Source organism: Corallococcus exercitus (assembly GCF_003611585.1).
In the GTDB taxonomy this organism is placed as follows: domain Bacteria; phylum Myxococcota; class Myxococcia; order Myxococcales; family Myxococcaceae; genus Corallococcus; species Corallococcus exercitus.
In genome coordinates this window covers 1-14,484 of the sequence record NZ_RAVW01000244.1, presented here as the reverse complement: position 1 = coordinate 14,484, position 14,484 = coordinate 1, and the positions used below count along the sequence as shown (strand labels likewise).

Annotated in this window: 17 protein-coding genes and 1 pseudogene; all 18 read right to left on the bottom strand. The window is 69.6% G+C overall.

Annotation, left to right across the window (positions count from 1 at the left end; translation table 11 throughout):
• Nucleotides 1–395, bottom strand: a pseudogene (locus D7W79_RS26475) (hypothetical protein); the annotation flags it as partial.
• A 93-nt stretch (nucleotides 396–488) separates the two neighbouring features.
• Nucleotides 489–965, bottom strand: coding sequence for a SycD/LcrH family type III secretion system chaperone (locus D7W79_RS26470; protein ID WP_120528180.1), 477 nt, complete (start codon nucleotides 963–965; stop codon nucleotides 489–491).
• A gap of 3 nt (nucleotides 966–968) precedes the next feature.
• On the bottom strand, nucleotides 969–1,451 hold the full coding sequence (locus D7W79_RS26465; protein ID WP_120528179.1) for a hypothetical protein: 483 nt from the start codon (nucleotides 1,449–1,451) through the stop codon (nucleotides 969–971).
• A gap of 46 nt (nucleotides 1,452–1,497) precedes the next feature.
• Nucleotides 1,498–1,779, bottom strand: coding sequence for an EscU/YscU/HrcU family type III secretion system export apparatus switch protein (locus D7W79_RS26460; protein ID WP_120528178.1), 282 nt, complete (start codon nucleotides 1,777–1,779; stop codon nucleotides 1,498–1,500).
• A 10-nt stretch (nucleotides 1,780–1,789) separates the two neighbouring features.
• Nucleotides 1,790–2,872, bottom strand: a complete 1,083-nt coding sequence (gene sctU / locus D7W79_RS26455) for a type III secretion system export apparatus subunit SctU (protein ID WP_120528177.1) — start codon at nucleotides 2,870–2,872, stop codon at nucleotides 1,790–1,792.
• A gap of 28 nt (nucleotides 2,873–2,900) precedes the next feature.
• Nucleotides 2,901–3,719 (bottom strand): flagellar biosynthetic protein FliR, encoded by an 819-nt coding sequence (locus D7W79_RS26450; RefSeq protein ID WP_120528176.1) that lies wholly within the window; start codon nucleotides 3,717–3,719, stop codon nucleotides 2,901–2,903.
• Nucleotides 3,716–3,982 carry a type III secretion system export apparatus subunit SctS gene (gene sctS / locus D7W79_RS26445; RefSeq protein WP_120528175.1) on the bottom strand — a complete coding sequence of 89 codons (267 nt, stop codon included), beginning with the start codon at nucleotides 3,980–3,982 and terminating at the stop codon, nucleotides 3,716–3,718. The genes D7W79_RS26450 and sctS overlap by 4 nt, the downstream gene beginning before the upstream one ends.
• 16 nt (nucleotides 3,983–3,998) lie before the next feature.
• Complete coding sequence (sctR, locus tag D7W79_RS26440) at nucleotides 3,999–4,826, bottom strand: type III secretion system export apparatus subunit SctR (protein WP_120528174.1); 828 nt, start codon at nucleotides 4,824–4,826, stop codon at nucleotides 3,999–4,001.
• Nucleotides 4,827–4,836: 10 nt separating this feature from the next.
• On the bottom strand, nucleotides 4,837–5,496 hold the full coding sequence (locus D7W79_RS26435) for a flagellar biosynthetic protein FliO (RefSeq protein WP_120528173.1): 660 nt from the start codon (nucleotides 5,494–5,496) through the stop codon (nucleotides 4,837–4,839).
• Between the two features lie 102 nt (nucleotides 5,497–5,598).
• Nucleotides 5,599–6,960 (bottom strand): type III secretion system cytoplasmic ring protein SctQ, encoded by a 1,362-nt coding sequence (sctQ, locus tag D7W79_RS26430; RefSeq protein WP_120528172.1) that lies wholly within the window; start codon nucleotides 6,958–6,960, stop codon nucleotides 5,599–5,601.
• Nucleotides 6,957–7,871 carry a flagellar hook-length control protein FliK gene (locus tag D7W79_RS26425; protein WP_120528171.1) on the bottom strand — a complete coding sequence of 305 codons (915 nt, stop codon included), beginning with the start codon at nucleotides 7,869–7,871 and terminating at the stop codon, nucleotides 6,957–6,959. The genes sctQ and D7W79_RS26425 overlap by 4 nt, the downstream gene beginning before the upstream one ends.
• A 36-nt stretch (nucleotides 7,872–7,907) precedes the next feature.
• Complete coding sequence (locus tag D7W79_RS26420) at nucleotides 7,908–8,396, bottom strand: flagellar assembly protein FliH (protein WP_120528170.1); 489 nt, start codon at nucleotides 8,394–8,396, stop codon at nucleotides 7,908–7,910.
• A 62-nt stretch (nucleotides 8,397–8,458) separates the two neighbouring features.
• Nucleotides 8,459–9,772: a type III secretion system ATPase SctN gene (gene sctN / locus D7W79_RS26415; protein ID WP_120528169.1), complete on the bottom strand. Its 1,314-nt coding sequence runs from the start codon at nucleotides 9,770–9,772 to the stop codon at nucleotides 8,459–8,461.
• Between the two features lie 44 nt (nucleotides 9,773–9,816).
• Nucleotides 9,817–10,494 (bottom strand): FliH/SctL family protein, encoded by a 678-nt coding sequence (locus tag D7W79_RS26410; RefSeq protein WP_120528168.1) that lies wholly within the window; start codon nucleotides 10,492–10,494, stop codon nucleotides 9,817–9,819.
• Nucleotides 10,495–10,518: 24 nt separating this feature from the next.
• The gene (locus D7W79_RS26405) at nucleotides 10,519–12,570 is read right to left on the bottom strand and encodes a hypothetical protein (RefSeq protein ID WP_120528167.1); all 2,052 of its coding nucleotides are present in this window, start codon (nucleotides 12,568–12,570) and stop codon (nucleotides 10,519–10,521) included.
• 114 nt (nucleotides 12,571–12,684) lie between these two features.
• Nucleotides 12,685–13,506, bottom strand: a complete 822-nt coding sequence (locus D7W79_RS26400; RefSeq protein WP_120528166.1) for a type III secretion protein — start codon at nucleotides 13,504–13,506, stop codon at nucleotides 12,685–12,687.
• Between the two features lie 110 nt (nucleotides 13,507–13,616).
• Nucleotides 13,617–14,036, bottom strand: coding sequence for an EscF/YscF/HrpA family type III secretion system needle major subunit (locus D7W79_RS26395; RefSeq protein WP_120528165.1), 420 nt, complete (start codon nucleotides 14,034–14,036; stop codon nucleotides 13,617–13,619).
• Nucleotides 14,037–14,058: 22 nt separating this feature from the next.
• Nucleotides 14,059–14,484 (bottom strand): sigma-70 family RNA polymerase sigma factor (locus D7W79_RS26390; protein ID WP_120528164.1); only part of this gene is annotated, 426 nt, incomplete at its 5' end.

Genomic DNA, 14,484 nt, shown 5'->3' with positions numbered 1-14,484 from the left:
GCCGCGGGGGCCGCGGCACCCGGGGGCTGGATGGCCATCTTGCCGGCGATCTCGGGGTTGATCTCGAGCGCCATCTTCTGGATGGTCATGCCGTAGGTGGAGATGCGGTACTGCAGGTACTCCACCACCTGACCGAGGATGGGCGGAGGCGGAAGGATGGGCTCCTTCATGAAGCGCGTGAGCGCGTCCTTCACGTCCGTGTAGAGCTGCTGATCCAGCGGCGCCGTGGGAGCTCCGGAGGCCACCAGCTTGCGCATGTTGCGCAGCACCTGCTGGAACACGCCCGTCGCGGACTTGGACTGCTCGTCCAGCTCCACCAGGAGCTTCTCTCGCTTCGCGGTCAGCTCCGGCGGCTCCGGCGGCAGCGGCGGGACTTCCTTCTTGGGGGGGGCCATGAACCTCTCCATCGGTTGAGGTGAATGAATCGAGCCTAACAGAGTTTACAGGGCTTCCACATCCAACGACCCGGTGACACGCCCCGCCGTGGATCAGCGGCGGGTGAGCGCGCTCACCATGGCGCCGGCCTTGCGCACCACCGGATCATCCGTGGGCGTCATGGCCGCCGCGCGGCGCAAATCCTCGAGCGCCTGGGGCTTCTGGCCCATGGCCAGCTTCACCTCCGCGCGTCCCACGTAGACGGCGGGGTCCTGCGGAGCCAGCTTCGCGGCCACGTCGAAGGCGGCGAGCGCGCCCTGCCCGTTGCCGGCGGCCATCTCCACCACCCCGAGCGCCTTGGCGAAGTACACGTCCGTGGGGTTGATGGCGTAGAGCCCCTGGAACAGCGTCCGCGCCTCCGCCACCCGGCCCTGGTAGAAGAAGAAGTAGGCCGTCTTGGCGATGGCGTAGAGCTCATCGTTGGAATAGCCGCGCACCTCGCGGAGCGTGGCCTTCCCTTCCGCCCAGCGCTGCAGGAGGGCCGTGAGCTTCGCCTCATCCTGCGGATCCTCGGGGTCCAGCGCCGCCATGGGTCAGTAGCCCTCGTCCTTCTGCTCTTCCCACATGCGGCGGATGATCTCCTGCGACTCCGCGCTCACCTGGTCCACCAGCCCCAGCATCGCGGACTCGCGCTGCAAGAGGGCCTTGAGGCGCTCCAGGCGCTCCGGCGGCGCGTTGACCTTGGACAGGCCGCGCTCCAGCATCCGGCGCTGCCCGTCATCCCCGCGGCCGGCGACGCTGGCCAGGTGCGGCCGGTCGCTGAAGCCCTCCAGGTCCGCGTCATGCCCGCCCGGGTGAGGAGGCAGGGGCAGCCGGAGCTCTTCCGACGAGTGCGCCGGACCGATGAAGTCCAGCAGCGCCGCGGAGGGCAGCGACGGGTTCTTGATGTTGCCCGCCTTGCGCAGCTTCTTCGCCCGGTCCAGCTGGGACGGGTCCACCAGCCGCTCGCGGACGCTGCGGGGACCTCCCCAGGGCCAAAGCGCGGTGCTGGGGGGTTGATTGTTGATTCTGGCCATGGTGGCCCGACTTCAATACAGGTGGGGGGGGCGCGTCCAGCCCCCTTCAGCGTCCGCCCGCCTGCTCCCGCTGGAGTGAATAGATGAAGTTCAGGACCTCCGCGACCGCGTCGTAGAGCTCTTCCGGCACTTCCTGCCCCACGTCCACCCGGTACAGGGCGTGCGCCAGGGACACGTTGCGCATCACCGGGATGCCGTACTGCTTGGCGATCTCCCGGATCTTCTCCGCCTTGAGGCGCATTCCCTTCGCCACGACGCGAGGCGCACCGTCCGCCTGCTTGTCGTACTTGATGGCGATGGCGATGTCCGCCTCTTCGTCGCTGGCCATGGCGTCCTCCTCAGGCGCGCGCCGGCGGCGCCGCGTTCTGCTGCTGCTTCAGCCCGTAGACGAAGTTCAAAACCTCCGCGACCGCGTCGTAGAGGTCCTCCGGAACTTCCTCGCCCACCTCCACGCGCAAGAGCGCGTGCGCCAGCGGGACGTTGCGCAACAGGGGCACGTCCGCCTCGCGCGCCAGCGCCTTGATGCGCTCCGCCTTGGCGTCCATGCCCTTCACCAGCACCCGCGGGGCCCCGTCCTTGTTCTGGTCGTACTGGAGCGCCACGGCGACGTGGTCCGGGTTGGTGACGATGACGCTCGCGTCCTTCACCGCCTCCATCTGGGCTCCCTCCATGATCTCATGGTGGAGTTCCTTGCGCTTGGCCTTGTGGTGCGGGTCACCCTCGCTCTGCTTGTACTCCTTCTTGACCTCCTCCTTCGTCATCATCATGTCCTTCATGAACGACTTGCGCTGCCACCACACGTCGAACACGCCGAAGATGACGAAGAGCATCACGATGCGCACGGACACCCGGTAGATGATCTCTCCCAGGATGGCCATGATGCCGTGCGTGTCCTGCCGCACCGTTTCGATGACCAGGGGCATCGAGTCGCGGACCACGCCGGTGACGACATAGGCGGCGACGGAGATCTTGATGAGGTTCTTCAAGAGCTCCACGAAGGACTTCTTGGAGAACATGTTCTTCAACCCCGCGATGGGGTTGAGCTTGTCGAACTTGGGGATGAGCGGGTCGATGGTGAAGAGCGACCCCACCTGGAGGAAGTCCATCAGCCCGCCCAGCACCGCCGCGCCCGCCACGACGGGCACCGTCAGCAGCAGCAGGGTGCGCAGGCCCATGTAGAGCAGCTGCGTCGTCGCCAGGCCCAGGTCCTGCGAGTGGGCGATGGCGTCGAAGCTGTAGCGGAAGAGCGAGGAGATCTCCGTCTCCACGTTGTCCCAGGTGCCCTTGACGATGCCCAGGCCGGCGATGAGCACGGCCACGCCCGTCAGGTCCTTGCTCTTCCAGGTCTGACCCTTCTTGCGCGCGTCGTCGAGCTTCTTATGCGACGGTTCTTCTGTTTTGTCGCCACTCTCGTCCGACATGGAGGAATCCCGGGAGGCTTGAGGCCGCTCAGGCCAGGAGCTGGATGGCGTGCTGGAACATCCGGAGCATGTTGGCCAGTTCCTGCTGCATGCGCCCGATGACCACGTGGATGGCGATGAACATGATCAACACGCCCACCAGCGGCTTGAGCGACATGGAGATGAAGAACACCTGGATCTGCGGCGCCACGCGGTTGATGGCGCCCAGGGCCAGGTCGGTGACGAACGCGGCCACCATGCCGGGGCCGGCCAGCGCCAGGCTGATCTTCAGCAGGTCCGCGAAGGAGCGGATCATCAGGTCGAAGAAGGGCCACACGCCGCGGCTGAAGTGCGGGAAGCCCTCCAGCGGCACGATGGCGAGGCTGTCCCCGAGCGCCCGGATGATGATGTGGTGCCCGTCCAGCGACAGGAACAGCACCACGCACAGCTGCACCTTGAGGCTGGAGAAGAGCGACACCTGCGTGCCCAGCTGCGGCACGTAGAGCTGGGCGTTGTTGCTGCCGGACATGGTGTCCATCAGAGTGCCGGCCACGCGGGCCGCGTCGAACACCATGTTGACGATGTACGACAGCGCCACGCCGATGAAGACCTCCTTGAGCAGCAGCGCGATGTACGGGAGCGCGCTCAGGGGAATCCTGTCCATCCGGTCCGCGACGGACGGGAAGAGCACCGCGGACACCATCAGGCCCAGGCCCAGCTTCATCTCCGAGGGAACGACCTCGCCGCCCAGGAACGGGCTGAAGATGAGGATGGGCATCACGCGGCACATGATGAGTGCCATCGTGAAGATGACGACCGACAGGTTGACCCGAGCACCCAGCTCGGCCATGGCTTCGCCGATGTTCATCTGCCGATGAGCGCCGGGAACCGGTCGAAGACGTGGAAGGTGAACCGCAACAGCTGACCGCCAATCCACGGGCCCGTCATGGCCAGCACGCCGAAGACGAGGACGACCTTGGGCGCGAACGAGAGCGTCTGCTCTTGAATCTGCGTGGTGGCCTGGAACAGCGAGACGAGGAAGCCCACCAGGAGGCTCATGAGCACCGGCGGCGCGGAGACCACGAGCACCAGGAACAGCGCCTCCTGGGTGATGAACGTGAGCTGATTCATGGGAGTACGAGGCTCCTTACAGGTAGCCGATGACCAGGCCCTTGGCGATGAGGTACCAGCCGTCCACGAGCACGAACAACAGCAGCTTGAAGGGCATGGAGATGGTCGTGGGCGACAGCATGTGCATGCCCAGCGCCAGGAGGATGTTGGCCACCACCATGTCGATGACGATGAAGGGCACGAACAGGAGGAAGCCAATCTGGAAGGCCTCCTTCAGCTCGGACACGACGAAGGCCGGCACGATGACCATGAAGTCGTTCGGGCCGATGTCCTTGCGGTCCTCCTCCTTCCGCATCTTCTTCGCCAGGCTGTAGAAGAGCGTGCGGTCCTTGTTGGTGACCTTCTTCATCAGGAAGTCGCGCAGGGGCTCCTTGGACTTGTCCGCGGCGCCCAGCATCGTGCCCACCGTCTCCGAGGAGAACACCGACGTTCCCCGGGACCAGATGTCGATGCCTCCCGCCCGGTACATCTCCTGGCCCACGGGGGCCATGATGTAGACGGTGAGGATGATGGCCAGGCCGGTGATGACCTGGGTGGGGGGAATCTGCTGGGTGCCCAGCGCCGAGCGGACGATGGAGAGCACCACCGAGATCTTCACGAAGCTGGTCACCATCATCAGCGCGAACGGGACCAGCGACATGGCCGCGAGCGCGAGGATGAGGATGAGCGGACGGGAGGTGAAGGAGTCGGAGCTCACCGCCTCCTTGACCATTTCATCCGGCATCGAGTCCCCGCCCTTCTTCGCCGCGGACGCGACGAAGGGGTGCAGGGACACGAGGGCCGCGAAGAGCCAGGGCGGAGCGCGGAACAGCAGCGGACGGGCGGCGGGAGACGAACGGTTCACGGGACGGCCTTCAGACGCCCGGCGGCGGCGTGGTGCCACCGGTCCGGCGGGAGAGGAGCTTCTGGAGGAAAGGACTCAGGGAGACCGGCGACGACGGCGGACGCGCGGCGCGGATGCGCTCCACGGCGTCGCGGTCCAGCTTCGAAACCAGTTGCACGCCACCCTCGCCGCCGCCCACCAGCAGGTACTCGTCCGCGGCCTTCAGGACGAAGAGCGTGCGCCGTTGATCCAACGGGATTCGCTCCATCACCGACACGACCGACGCCTTGCCCACGGGCACGCCCTGCAGGCCCATCAGCCTGCGCAGGCCCACGTTGAGCGTGAGGTAGATGGCCGCGATCACCGCGCCCAGCAGCGCCACCGTGCGCACCACCACCCAGCCCAGGCTCTCCTGCTCCTCGGCGGCTTCCGGCTCGGCGACCCCCAGTTCGCGGTCCAGTTCGTCCGCGTGGCGCTTCGCGCGGGCCGCGCCATCACCGGAATGCGGAGCCACCGCGGGAGCCGCCTGCTTCACGGCCTCGGGCGCGGCCACCTCTGGAGCCGGGGCCGGGGCCGCGACGGAGGCGTCAGGCGTGGAGGCCGCGGGCGCCTGCGCCAGGACGGCGGGCGACGCGAAGAGCAGCGCGGCGCCGAGCAACAGGCGCGAGGAGGAGAGACCGAGGACCGCCATGGATGGGCGCGAGCCTAGTGCACCCGAGTCAGGACCGCCACGGGCCTGGGCACGAGCACGCCCCCCTGCCCGCCTGCCCTCTGACGCATGGGCACAGGTGCATCAGCTCAGGTGGATGATGCGCACACCGAGCTGTCCCTCCAGCTCCACGAGTTCGCCCCGGGCCACGACCTTGCCGTTCACCGACAGGTCCACGGGCTCCCCTGCCCCACGGCGCAGGTCGATGACCTGGCCGGTGCGCAGGCCCACCACCTGTTCAGCCGTGATGGGTACGCGCGCCAGCTCCACCGCCACCTGCAGGGGCAGGTCGCTGAGCAGATCGCTTCCGTCCTTGTCGTCCAATGCCGCCCCTTCGAGTTCCGGAGGAACGCCCAGCTCCGGGTTGGTGAAGTCCTCGTTCTCTTCCGACCCGCCGGACTCCCCAACCTGGGGGTTGCCCGGCTCGCCGGGGATGATGTCCGTGATGCGCGCCCGGTAGCGGCCGTTCTCCACGAACACGTCCGCCGCGAAGTGGCCGGTGCGCCCCAGGCCCAGCCGCAGCTGCGCGGTGCCGGCCTCGCCCTTGTCCGGCCGCGCCGACAGCAGGTCCAGGAGCAGCACGTCCTTGATGCGCAGCGACGCCAGGTCCTGGGCGGACAGCTCCGCCACGCCAATCTCCGCGCGCAGCCAATCGCGCAGCGCGGACAGGCGCCGCCCGTTGGCCTTCATGTCCTGCCGGCGCTGGTCGCGCCGCTGGGCGCTCTCCACCGCGGGCTCGGCCGCCTCCAGCACCGCGGACGGCACCACCAGCCGCACGATGCCACGGTGCGTGCCCACCACCGCGTTCAGGTGCACCGCCAGCATCGGGCCGTCCTCGCCCAGGCGCGCGGAGACCTCGTCCACGCCGCGCGCCACGCCGTCCAGGCGGGGCCGGGGGACGCCGGGCTGCAGCCCGGGCACCAGCTCCTTCAGGGCCTCCAGGACGACGTAGCCCATCACGCCCTCCTCGATGTCCGTCAGGGGCCGCAAGCCCACCGTCTCACCGGCGCCGCCCAGGAGCAGGTCCACCGCCGAGTGCGCCAGCGACAGCTCGATCTCGAGGATGACCCGGCCCTTGAGCGCGCCGGGAGCGAGCACCGCCAGGAAGGACGGGTCGCCCAGGAAGCGGCGCAGCTCCGTCATGGGGCGCGCCTGGGCGGACTCCACCGACAGGCGCACGTCCACGTCGAAGAGGGCCTTGAGGCGCGCGCAGACGGTCTCCAGCGTGCCCGCGCTGGGCGTGAGCCAGCGCAGCCGCTCCGCCAGCTGGCCCTGCGTGCGCGACACCTTCTCCAGGTGCGAGAAGGCGAACGGCCGCCATGGCATGACCGGCGCGGGGGCCGGCGCCGGAGCCTGCGCGGGCTTCGGGGGCGGTCCCAGCTTCCGGGTGTCGACCAACATGGTGCGCTCGAAGACTCCGGGCTCGTCGTCCGGCTCCAGGCTCATGTCTTGGCCTCGAACCTCAGATTTTCAAGCGCCAGCCCCCGGCCGCCCAGGGCGCTGCGCAGGCCGTCGCTCTGCTCCTCCAGGAGCTTGAGCGTGTCGCGGTCGCTGCCGCTGAAGGTGGCGGAGATCTTCCCGTTCTTCGCGCTGACCTTGATGGACAGGCCGTTGAGCACGTCGCCGCGCAGGTCGATCTGGAACTCCGCGTTGCCCGCGGCGTTGGTGCCCACGCGCACGCGCTCGACGATCTTCTGGGCGATTTCGTTCGCCATGGCGCGCAGCCGCTCGGAGCCCGCCGTGTCCTTGGGCTTGGCCACGGGCACCGGCGCCATCAGCGCGGGGTTGAAGCGGAAGCCCGCGGCGGCGGCCATCTGCCCGCCCTTGTCGTCCTTCTCCTTGTTGCTGGTCCCGCCGCCGCCCGCGCCCTTGCCGCCGCCGGCGTTGACGTCGATCTTCAGCTCGCCCTTCTCCTGGCTCAGCCGGCTGGCCTGTCCTTCGGCCTTGTTCATGTCGCTCTCGCGGACGTCCGTGGAGCGCTTCTCCTCCACGACCTCCGACTTGCGCGACTCCCCGCCCCTGGACGCGCTCTGCGTCTCGCTGTTGCGCTGGGACTGCTGGGCGCCCTGGGTGGACTCACCGGGCTTCGCGAAGGCGGTCTCCTTCTGGGCCAGCTTCTCGTCGAAGGTCTTGCCCTGCCCCTGCGCGAGGCGCGCCAGGACCTGCTTGCCCAGGGGCTGCTTCAGCTCCTGCGCCTGCTTGGGCAGGGCCTGTTCCGCCTGGCCCTGCTGGACCAGCTTGGAGAAGACGGAGTCGCCCTGCAGGCGCTTCTGGGTCTTCGCCTCCGCGAGCTTGCGCTCCTGGATCATCCGCTCCGCCAAGCGCGCGGCATCGCGATCGTCATCAACTCGGCTCATGGCGTCTCTCCAGACTCGGCGGAAGGCGGCGGGAGGTTACTTGCGCTGGCGGGCCAGGAACAAGGCGCTGCCGATCTCCTCCTGCTGCAGCTCCTCGCGGTCCTGGCGCTCTTTTTTCACCTGCTTGACGAACTTCTCCTTGTTCTTCTCGATGGCCTTGAGCTCCTTGGCGGCCTCGGCCATCAGCATGCGGCGCTGCTCCACCAGGCGGCCGGCCGTCCGGACGACCTCCTTCTGGTGTTCAATCTGGAGGGCGACCTGGGCTTCGTCGTCCTTCAGACGCTCCTCGAAGCGGCCCATCATGTTCATGCCGTTGATGCCGGCGCCCTTGGCCATGATCTGCTGGAAGTACTCGGCGACCTTGGCCTTGCGCTCTTTGCGGCGGCGCTCCAGCTCCGCCTCCAGGCGCTTCTGCTCCGCCTCTTCCTTCGCCAGCGCCTTGACGGCGTCGGAGAAGGCCTGCTCGGCCTCCTCCTTCGCCTTCTCACGCATGTCCAGCAACGACTGCAACCGGTACGGGGGCATGGTGGGGGCATCCTACCCAAAAACCGCCCCGTCCATGCAGGCCGGCCGGAAGGCGGCCCGCGTCAGTCCGCGAACAGGTTGATGAGCTGCTCCACGGTCTCCTCGTACGGAGAGTTGGAGTGGGTGTCCTGCTTGAGGAAGTCGATGATGGCGTCGTACTTCTCGATGGCGTAGTCCGTCCTGGGGTCCGCGCCGGCCTGGTAGGCGCCCAGCAGGATGAGGTCGCGCTGCTTCTCGTAGGTGGCGAGCGTCTCGCGCAGCTTGCCAGCGGCCTTCTTGTGTTCCTTGCTGACGATGCCGCTCATCACACGGCTGAGGCTCTGGAGGACGTCCATGGCCGGCCACTGGTTTCGCGCGCCCAGCTCACGATTGAGGATGAAGTGGCCGTCCAGAATACCTCGGACCTCGTCCGCGATGGGGTCTTCCATGTCACCGCCGGCCACGAGGCAGGTGTAGATGGCGGTGCACTTGCCCTTCGCCGAGTTGCCCGTGCGCTCCAGGATGCGCGGCAGCATGGAGAAGACGCTGGGCGGGTAGCCCTGACGCGCCGGGGGCTCGCCGATGGCAAGGCCGATGTCGCGCTGGGAGCGCGCCAGACGCGTCACCGTGTCGAGCATGAACAGCACGTTGCCGCCGCGCTCACGGAAGTACTCCGCGATGGCCGTGGCGACGTACGCGGCGCGCAGACGCACGAGGGCGGGCTGGTCGGACGTGGCGCACACCAGCACGGCGCGCTTCATGCCCTCCTCGCCCATGGCGTCCTCGATGAACTCGCGAACCTCGCGACCACGCTCGCCGATGAGCGCCACGACGCTCAAGTCCGCTTGCGTGTTGCGGGCAATCTGCCCCATCAGCGTGGACTTGCCGACGCCGGAGCCCGCGAAGAGGCCCACGCGCTGGCCCTCGCCCACGGTGAGCAGCCCGTCGATGCAGCGCACGCCCAGGGGCAGCGGCCGCTCGATGCGCTGGCGGGTGAAGGGGTCCGGGCAGTCGCGGTCCACGGGCCAGTCGATCAGGCCCTCTCCATCCAGGGGCCTGCCGTCCATGGGCTCGCCGATGCCGGTGAGCACACGGCCCAGGAGCGCGTCACCGCACTTGATGGTGAGCGGGCGGCCCGTGGGGATGCACTCGCTGTCCGGACCGATGCCGTACAGCTCGCCCAGGGGCATGAGCATCACCTCGTCGCCCACGAAGCCCACGACCTCCGACTTCATCAGGCCGCGCTGGCGGTTCTTGACGAGCACCACCTCGCCGATGCGCACGTTGGGCACGCTCGCCTTGATGACGAGGCCCGTCAGCTCCGTGACGCGGCCGCGCACCCGGACGAGGGACGCTTCCTTGATGAGGTCGTAGTAGCGCGAAAGGTCGATGGCCATGGCGGATCCGGGGAAGCTCTAGGGCGCGGTGCGGGCCGGAAGGCTCAGGGAGGGCCGGGCTTGCGCGCGGTGTCCGGCTGCAGGAGGTTCTGGAGCATCTCCAGCTGCGTGGGCAGCTGCGCGTCCACGGTGCCGAACTCCGTCTGCACGATGCAGCCCACGGGAGCGACCTCCGGGTCCTCCTTGATGGCCAGGTCCACCGTGCGGCCGATGAGCTCCATCAGCACCGGGCGCTTGGCGCGCAGCACCGCGGCCGTCTTCGGGTGCACGCGCAGGACCATGGCGCGCGCGTTGCGCAGGTTGTCGATGGCCGCGGCGCACATGTCCACCAGCAGCTCCGGCTCGCGCTCCAGGTCGCGGCCGAGGATCTTCTCCGCCATCTTCAGGGCCAGCGAGATGATGTCCTGCTCCTGGGACTGGAGCATCTCCCCGGCCTGGATCTTCGCGCGCAGCAGCAGCTCCGTGGCCTGGGCGATGCCTTCCTGACGGCCCAGGTCCTTCGCCTTGGCGAAGAGCTCCTCCTTCTCGCGCTGGGCCTCTGCGAGGATGCGCTCACGCTCGCGCTGGGCCTCCTCGATGATGCCCTGGGCGCCCTGGCGCGCCTCGAAGACCTCGGCGTTCATCACGCCCGCGCGCGGCGGACGCAGCGCCGGTCGCTCGGACGAGGCGACGACCACCGACTCCGCCAACCCGTCCCCCTTGATTACCTTGCCGATCGCCATGGGCCACTCCTTGCAGACCGGATGCTAGCGCGTTCCGCCGCGCGGTCCACGCCCTCCCGGACCGCTCGCGTCATCCGGGCCCGGCCGGTCGGTGGGAGCGGGGCGCCTGCGGCCCACCTGGGTTCCCTCCGAGGACCGGGAGGAGGACGCCTGGCTGGAGAGCACGCGCGGGGGACGCTCCGGAGCATCCCCCGGTTCGGGACGCGCCGCGGGACGGGCGCCGGTGCGCGAGCGCAGCACCCGGGCCCCGTCGGCGGACTCCCCGGAGGGCTCCGGGCGCCGGGGCGCGCGCTCCTCCGCGTCGGCGGGAGGCCGCGCGGGGCGCTCGACCCGGACGGAGCGGCCCTCGGGCGCGTCCGGCTCCGGCGGACGTGACGCACCGCGTGCGCCAAGCCTCGAGGGCGGCGGGCCAATGCGGGCGCCTTCCGGATCCGGCCGGGCGGGACGCGAGGGCCGGGGTGCGTCTGGATCACGGCGGCTGGGAACGCCCCCGGTCGACGCGCGGGGCGCGGGCCCCACCGACGAGCCCCGTTCCACCGGCATCCGGCGGATCTGCGAGCCTCCGGCCTCCCCCTCCGGCGCCACCATGGACGCGCGCGGCGCGGGGCCACGCTCCGCCGGCATCCGGCGGATCTGCGAGCCTCCGGCCTCCCCTTCCGGCGCCACCATGGACGCCCGGGGCGCGGGGCCACGCTCGCGCTCCACCGGCATCCGGCGCATCCGCGAACCGTTCGCGTCTCCTTCCGGCGAGACCATGGACGCGCGGGGGGCGGGCCCCACCGACGAGCCCCGGTCCTCTCCCGGAGGCGGACGCGGACGTCCGCCGGGGGCAGCGCCCGGTGCCGCGTCACGGCTGGAGGCCGCGCCCGCGCGACGGGCGGCGCGCTCGGCCATGAAGTCGCGCCTGGCGGCGGCATCTCCCGAGGCGTCGTCGGCGGCGGCTCCGCCCCGCACGGGCGGCCTGGGAGGCCGGAGCGCGGGCGCACGCGATGGATCCGCCGAGGCGGGACGCTGGCCTTCGCGCGGTGCCGGGGCCGCCGCGGCGGACGGACGGGCGCCCGGGGCCGGGGCGGGCTTGCGCGCTCCCGGCGGTGGAGGCAGCACGGCGGAGGGGCGCGGCGGCGGCGCCGTCAGGCGTACGGGCCGCTCAATGAGGCCGCGCACGGCCAGCCGCTCCAGGTCCATGACGATGTCGGTGCGGCCGCCATCGCCCCGGGCCGTCGGCCGCGAGCGCTCCTCGCGCACCCACTTCGCCAGCAGGTGGCCGAACTCGCCACGGTGCTTCTCCAGCATGCGCGCGGCGAACTCTGGGGACTGCGCCACGCAAGCGCGCGCCAGCCGCTGCACGCCCGCGCTGCGGATGGCACCGGCCAGTCTGGTGAAGCCCTCATGCAGGTTGATCTGCGCTCGCGCGTCCTCCTCCGGCAGCTTGCGCGGCGCATTGGCCGCCACGGACTTGCTCGCGAGCTGGAGCAGGTCCGGAGGCAGCGACTCCATGAGGCCGTTGAGCTCCTCCTCGGGGAGCCCCGCCAGCGCCGGCCCGAGCACGCGCGCGCCCAGGCGATCACTCACGGTGAGCAGTTCGCGCGTCTGGAGGTTGAGCACGTCCGCGAACTTGAAGCCCGCGGACTGGCCAGCGACCTCGCGCGCCAGCGCCTCCTCCAACTTCCAGCGGATGATGTCCAGGACCTGAGGCCGCACCTCGCGGGTGAGCTTCACGCGCGAGGGCGGCAGGTGGCCGCGCACGGCCTCCGCCATGTTGCCGGGCAGCGCGCGCAGGGTGACCTCCACCAGGGCCCCGCGCTCGCGCTGGAGCAGCGCCGCCAGCCGCTCCGGATCCGCGGTCCACAGCTGGCCGCGCCGGTCCTTCATCAGGCGCTTGAGTTCCTGCACCACCGCAGGCAGGCGCTTCTCACGCGGAATCTGGAGGATCTCCTGCGCGCGGTGGCGCAAGAGCGCGCTCTCCTCGTCCGGCAGGTGCTCCAGCGCCGCCATGCTCTCCTGGCCCCCGAAGGTGACCGCGGTGAGCAGCATCATGGTCTGGCGCTTGCTGAGCGAGGTGAAGAAGGAATCCAACGGTCACCTCGCGGGCCCCCAGGTGGCCCGCTGAAGATAGAAGACGTGTCCCCGGCCTGGAGGACACGTCCCGCGGTCCACCCCAGGAGGGCCGCGGGATGCGACGCTGCGGGACTACTCGGTGCGACCGCCGCGCGCACGGGCGGGGCGCGCCGCCGCGGCGGGGGCACCGCCACCGGAGCCGCCGCGCATGAAGGTCCACGCGGTGACGCCCATCATCGCCAGGATGAGCGCGAACGCGCCGCCGAGGATCATCTTGAACGTGCTGGCGCTGGCGGCCGTCATGCGCACGCCGAGCACGTCCTGCAGGCGGTTGGTCTCCGTGGTCTCCGCCGTGGGGGCCATGGCCTCCGTCATCAGGACGGTGACGGCCTCCGGCTTGAGCTCCGACACGGAGCTGGCGACGAACTGCTTCACCGCGTCCACCGTGACGGGGGGCTTGCCGCCCTCCACCGTGCGGTACTTGATGAACACGGAGGCCGACGGCATCGGCTTGTTCTCCGGCTGCGACAGGTCGTTGTTCTCCGGCACCATCACGATGGCGCGCGCCTCCAGCACGCCGTCGATCTGGTTGAGCGCGTTGGAGACCTCACCCGCCATGGCCTTGAGGAGCATGGCGCGCTCCTCCGTGGCGGTGGGCACCATGCTGCCCTTGGCGAAGTGGGACAGGCCCTTCTCCACCGGGCGCGGCAGCGAGTTGCGCTTCAGCAGCTCCGCGGCCTGCGCGGCGTCGCCCTTGGGGACGACGATGGTGAAGCGCACTTCGTTGCCGCCCTCCGCCTTCTCCTTCTTGGCGTTGATGCCGTTCTTGCTGAGCAGGACGTAGATTTCATTCGCGTCCGCCTCCGTCAGCTCGTGCTGCAGCTCGATGGAGCAGCCGGTGAGGAACAGCAGGGCGAGGAGCGGGGCGGCGTAGACGGACGTTCGGCGAGTCATGGGCGCGCGTAGCTTAACAGGGCCCTTGCAAAACGCGGAAGGGCGCCCCCTCCCGAACCCTGGGAGGGACCGCCCTTCGCATGCCGCCATGGCCCGGCGGGGTGGGGACTTCAGACCTGCGTCTTGACGACGTCCTTCAGGCCGCTGGTGGCCTTCTCGACGACCTTCGACGTGAGGTCCAGCTCCTGCGAGTACTTGTACATGGACGCCTGGAGGCCGAGCAGCTCCGCGTTGGACATGTTCTTGCCGGAGGAGGCCTGCTTGATGAGCTTGTCCATGCTGACCTGGCCCTTCTCCAGACCGGAGACGAGGTCGGACACCATGCCGCCCGACTTGGTCGTCTTCGAGGCTTCGGCCTTCGCGTCCACGGGCTCCGCGCCCTTGGCCGTGGCGGGCTGCTGGGCCGCGCCGCTCACCTTGTTCAGGTTGGCCTTCTCCGCCTTGTTGACGGTCTCCACCTGGCGGACGGTGTCCACCTTCTGGGTGGCCTGCGCGGCCTGGGCCTTGTTCACGTTCTGGGCGGCGTCCACCTGGCCAGCGCCCTGCGCCTTGTCAGCGAGAACTCCGTCGAACTTCGAGGCGCCCGTCTTCTGCGTCTGCTGCGCGCCCTGGTCCTGCAGCTTTTGCTGCGCTACCTGTCCCGCGGAGATGCCGCTCATCGGAGCCGCCATGTGACACCCTCCTTGCATCCGTCGAGGGGGGAGGGAGTTCCTCCTCCTCGTTCAAGAGTTCCTTGAGCCGGTCAATGGCGCGCGCGTGAAGCCGCGACGCCCAGCTCTTCGACTGCCCGATCTCCGCCCCTGCCTCTTCCAGCGTGCGTCCCTGGAAGTAATAGCCCTGCAGGAGCTTGCGCTCTTTCTCCGGAAGCTTCTCGATGGCCGAGCGCACCCGGTTCTTCAACTGCTCCATCTCCAGGCGCTGATCCGCCGGGAGGGATTCATCCACGTAGCCCGCCGCCTCCGCCCCTTCCGCCCCCGC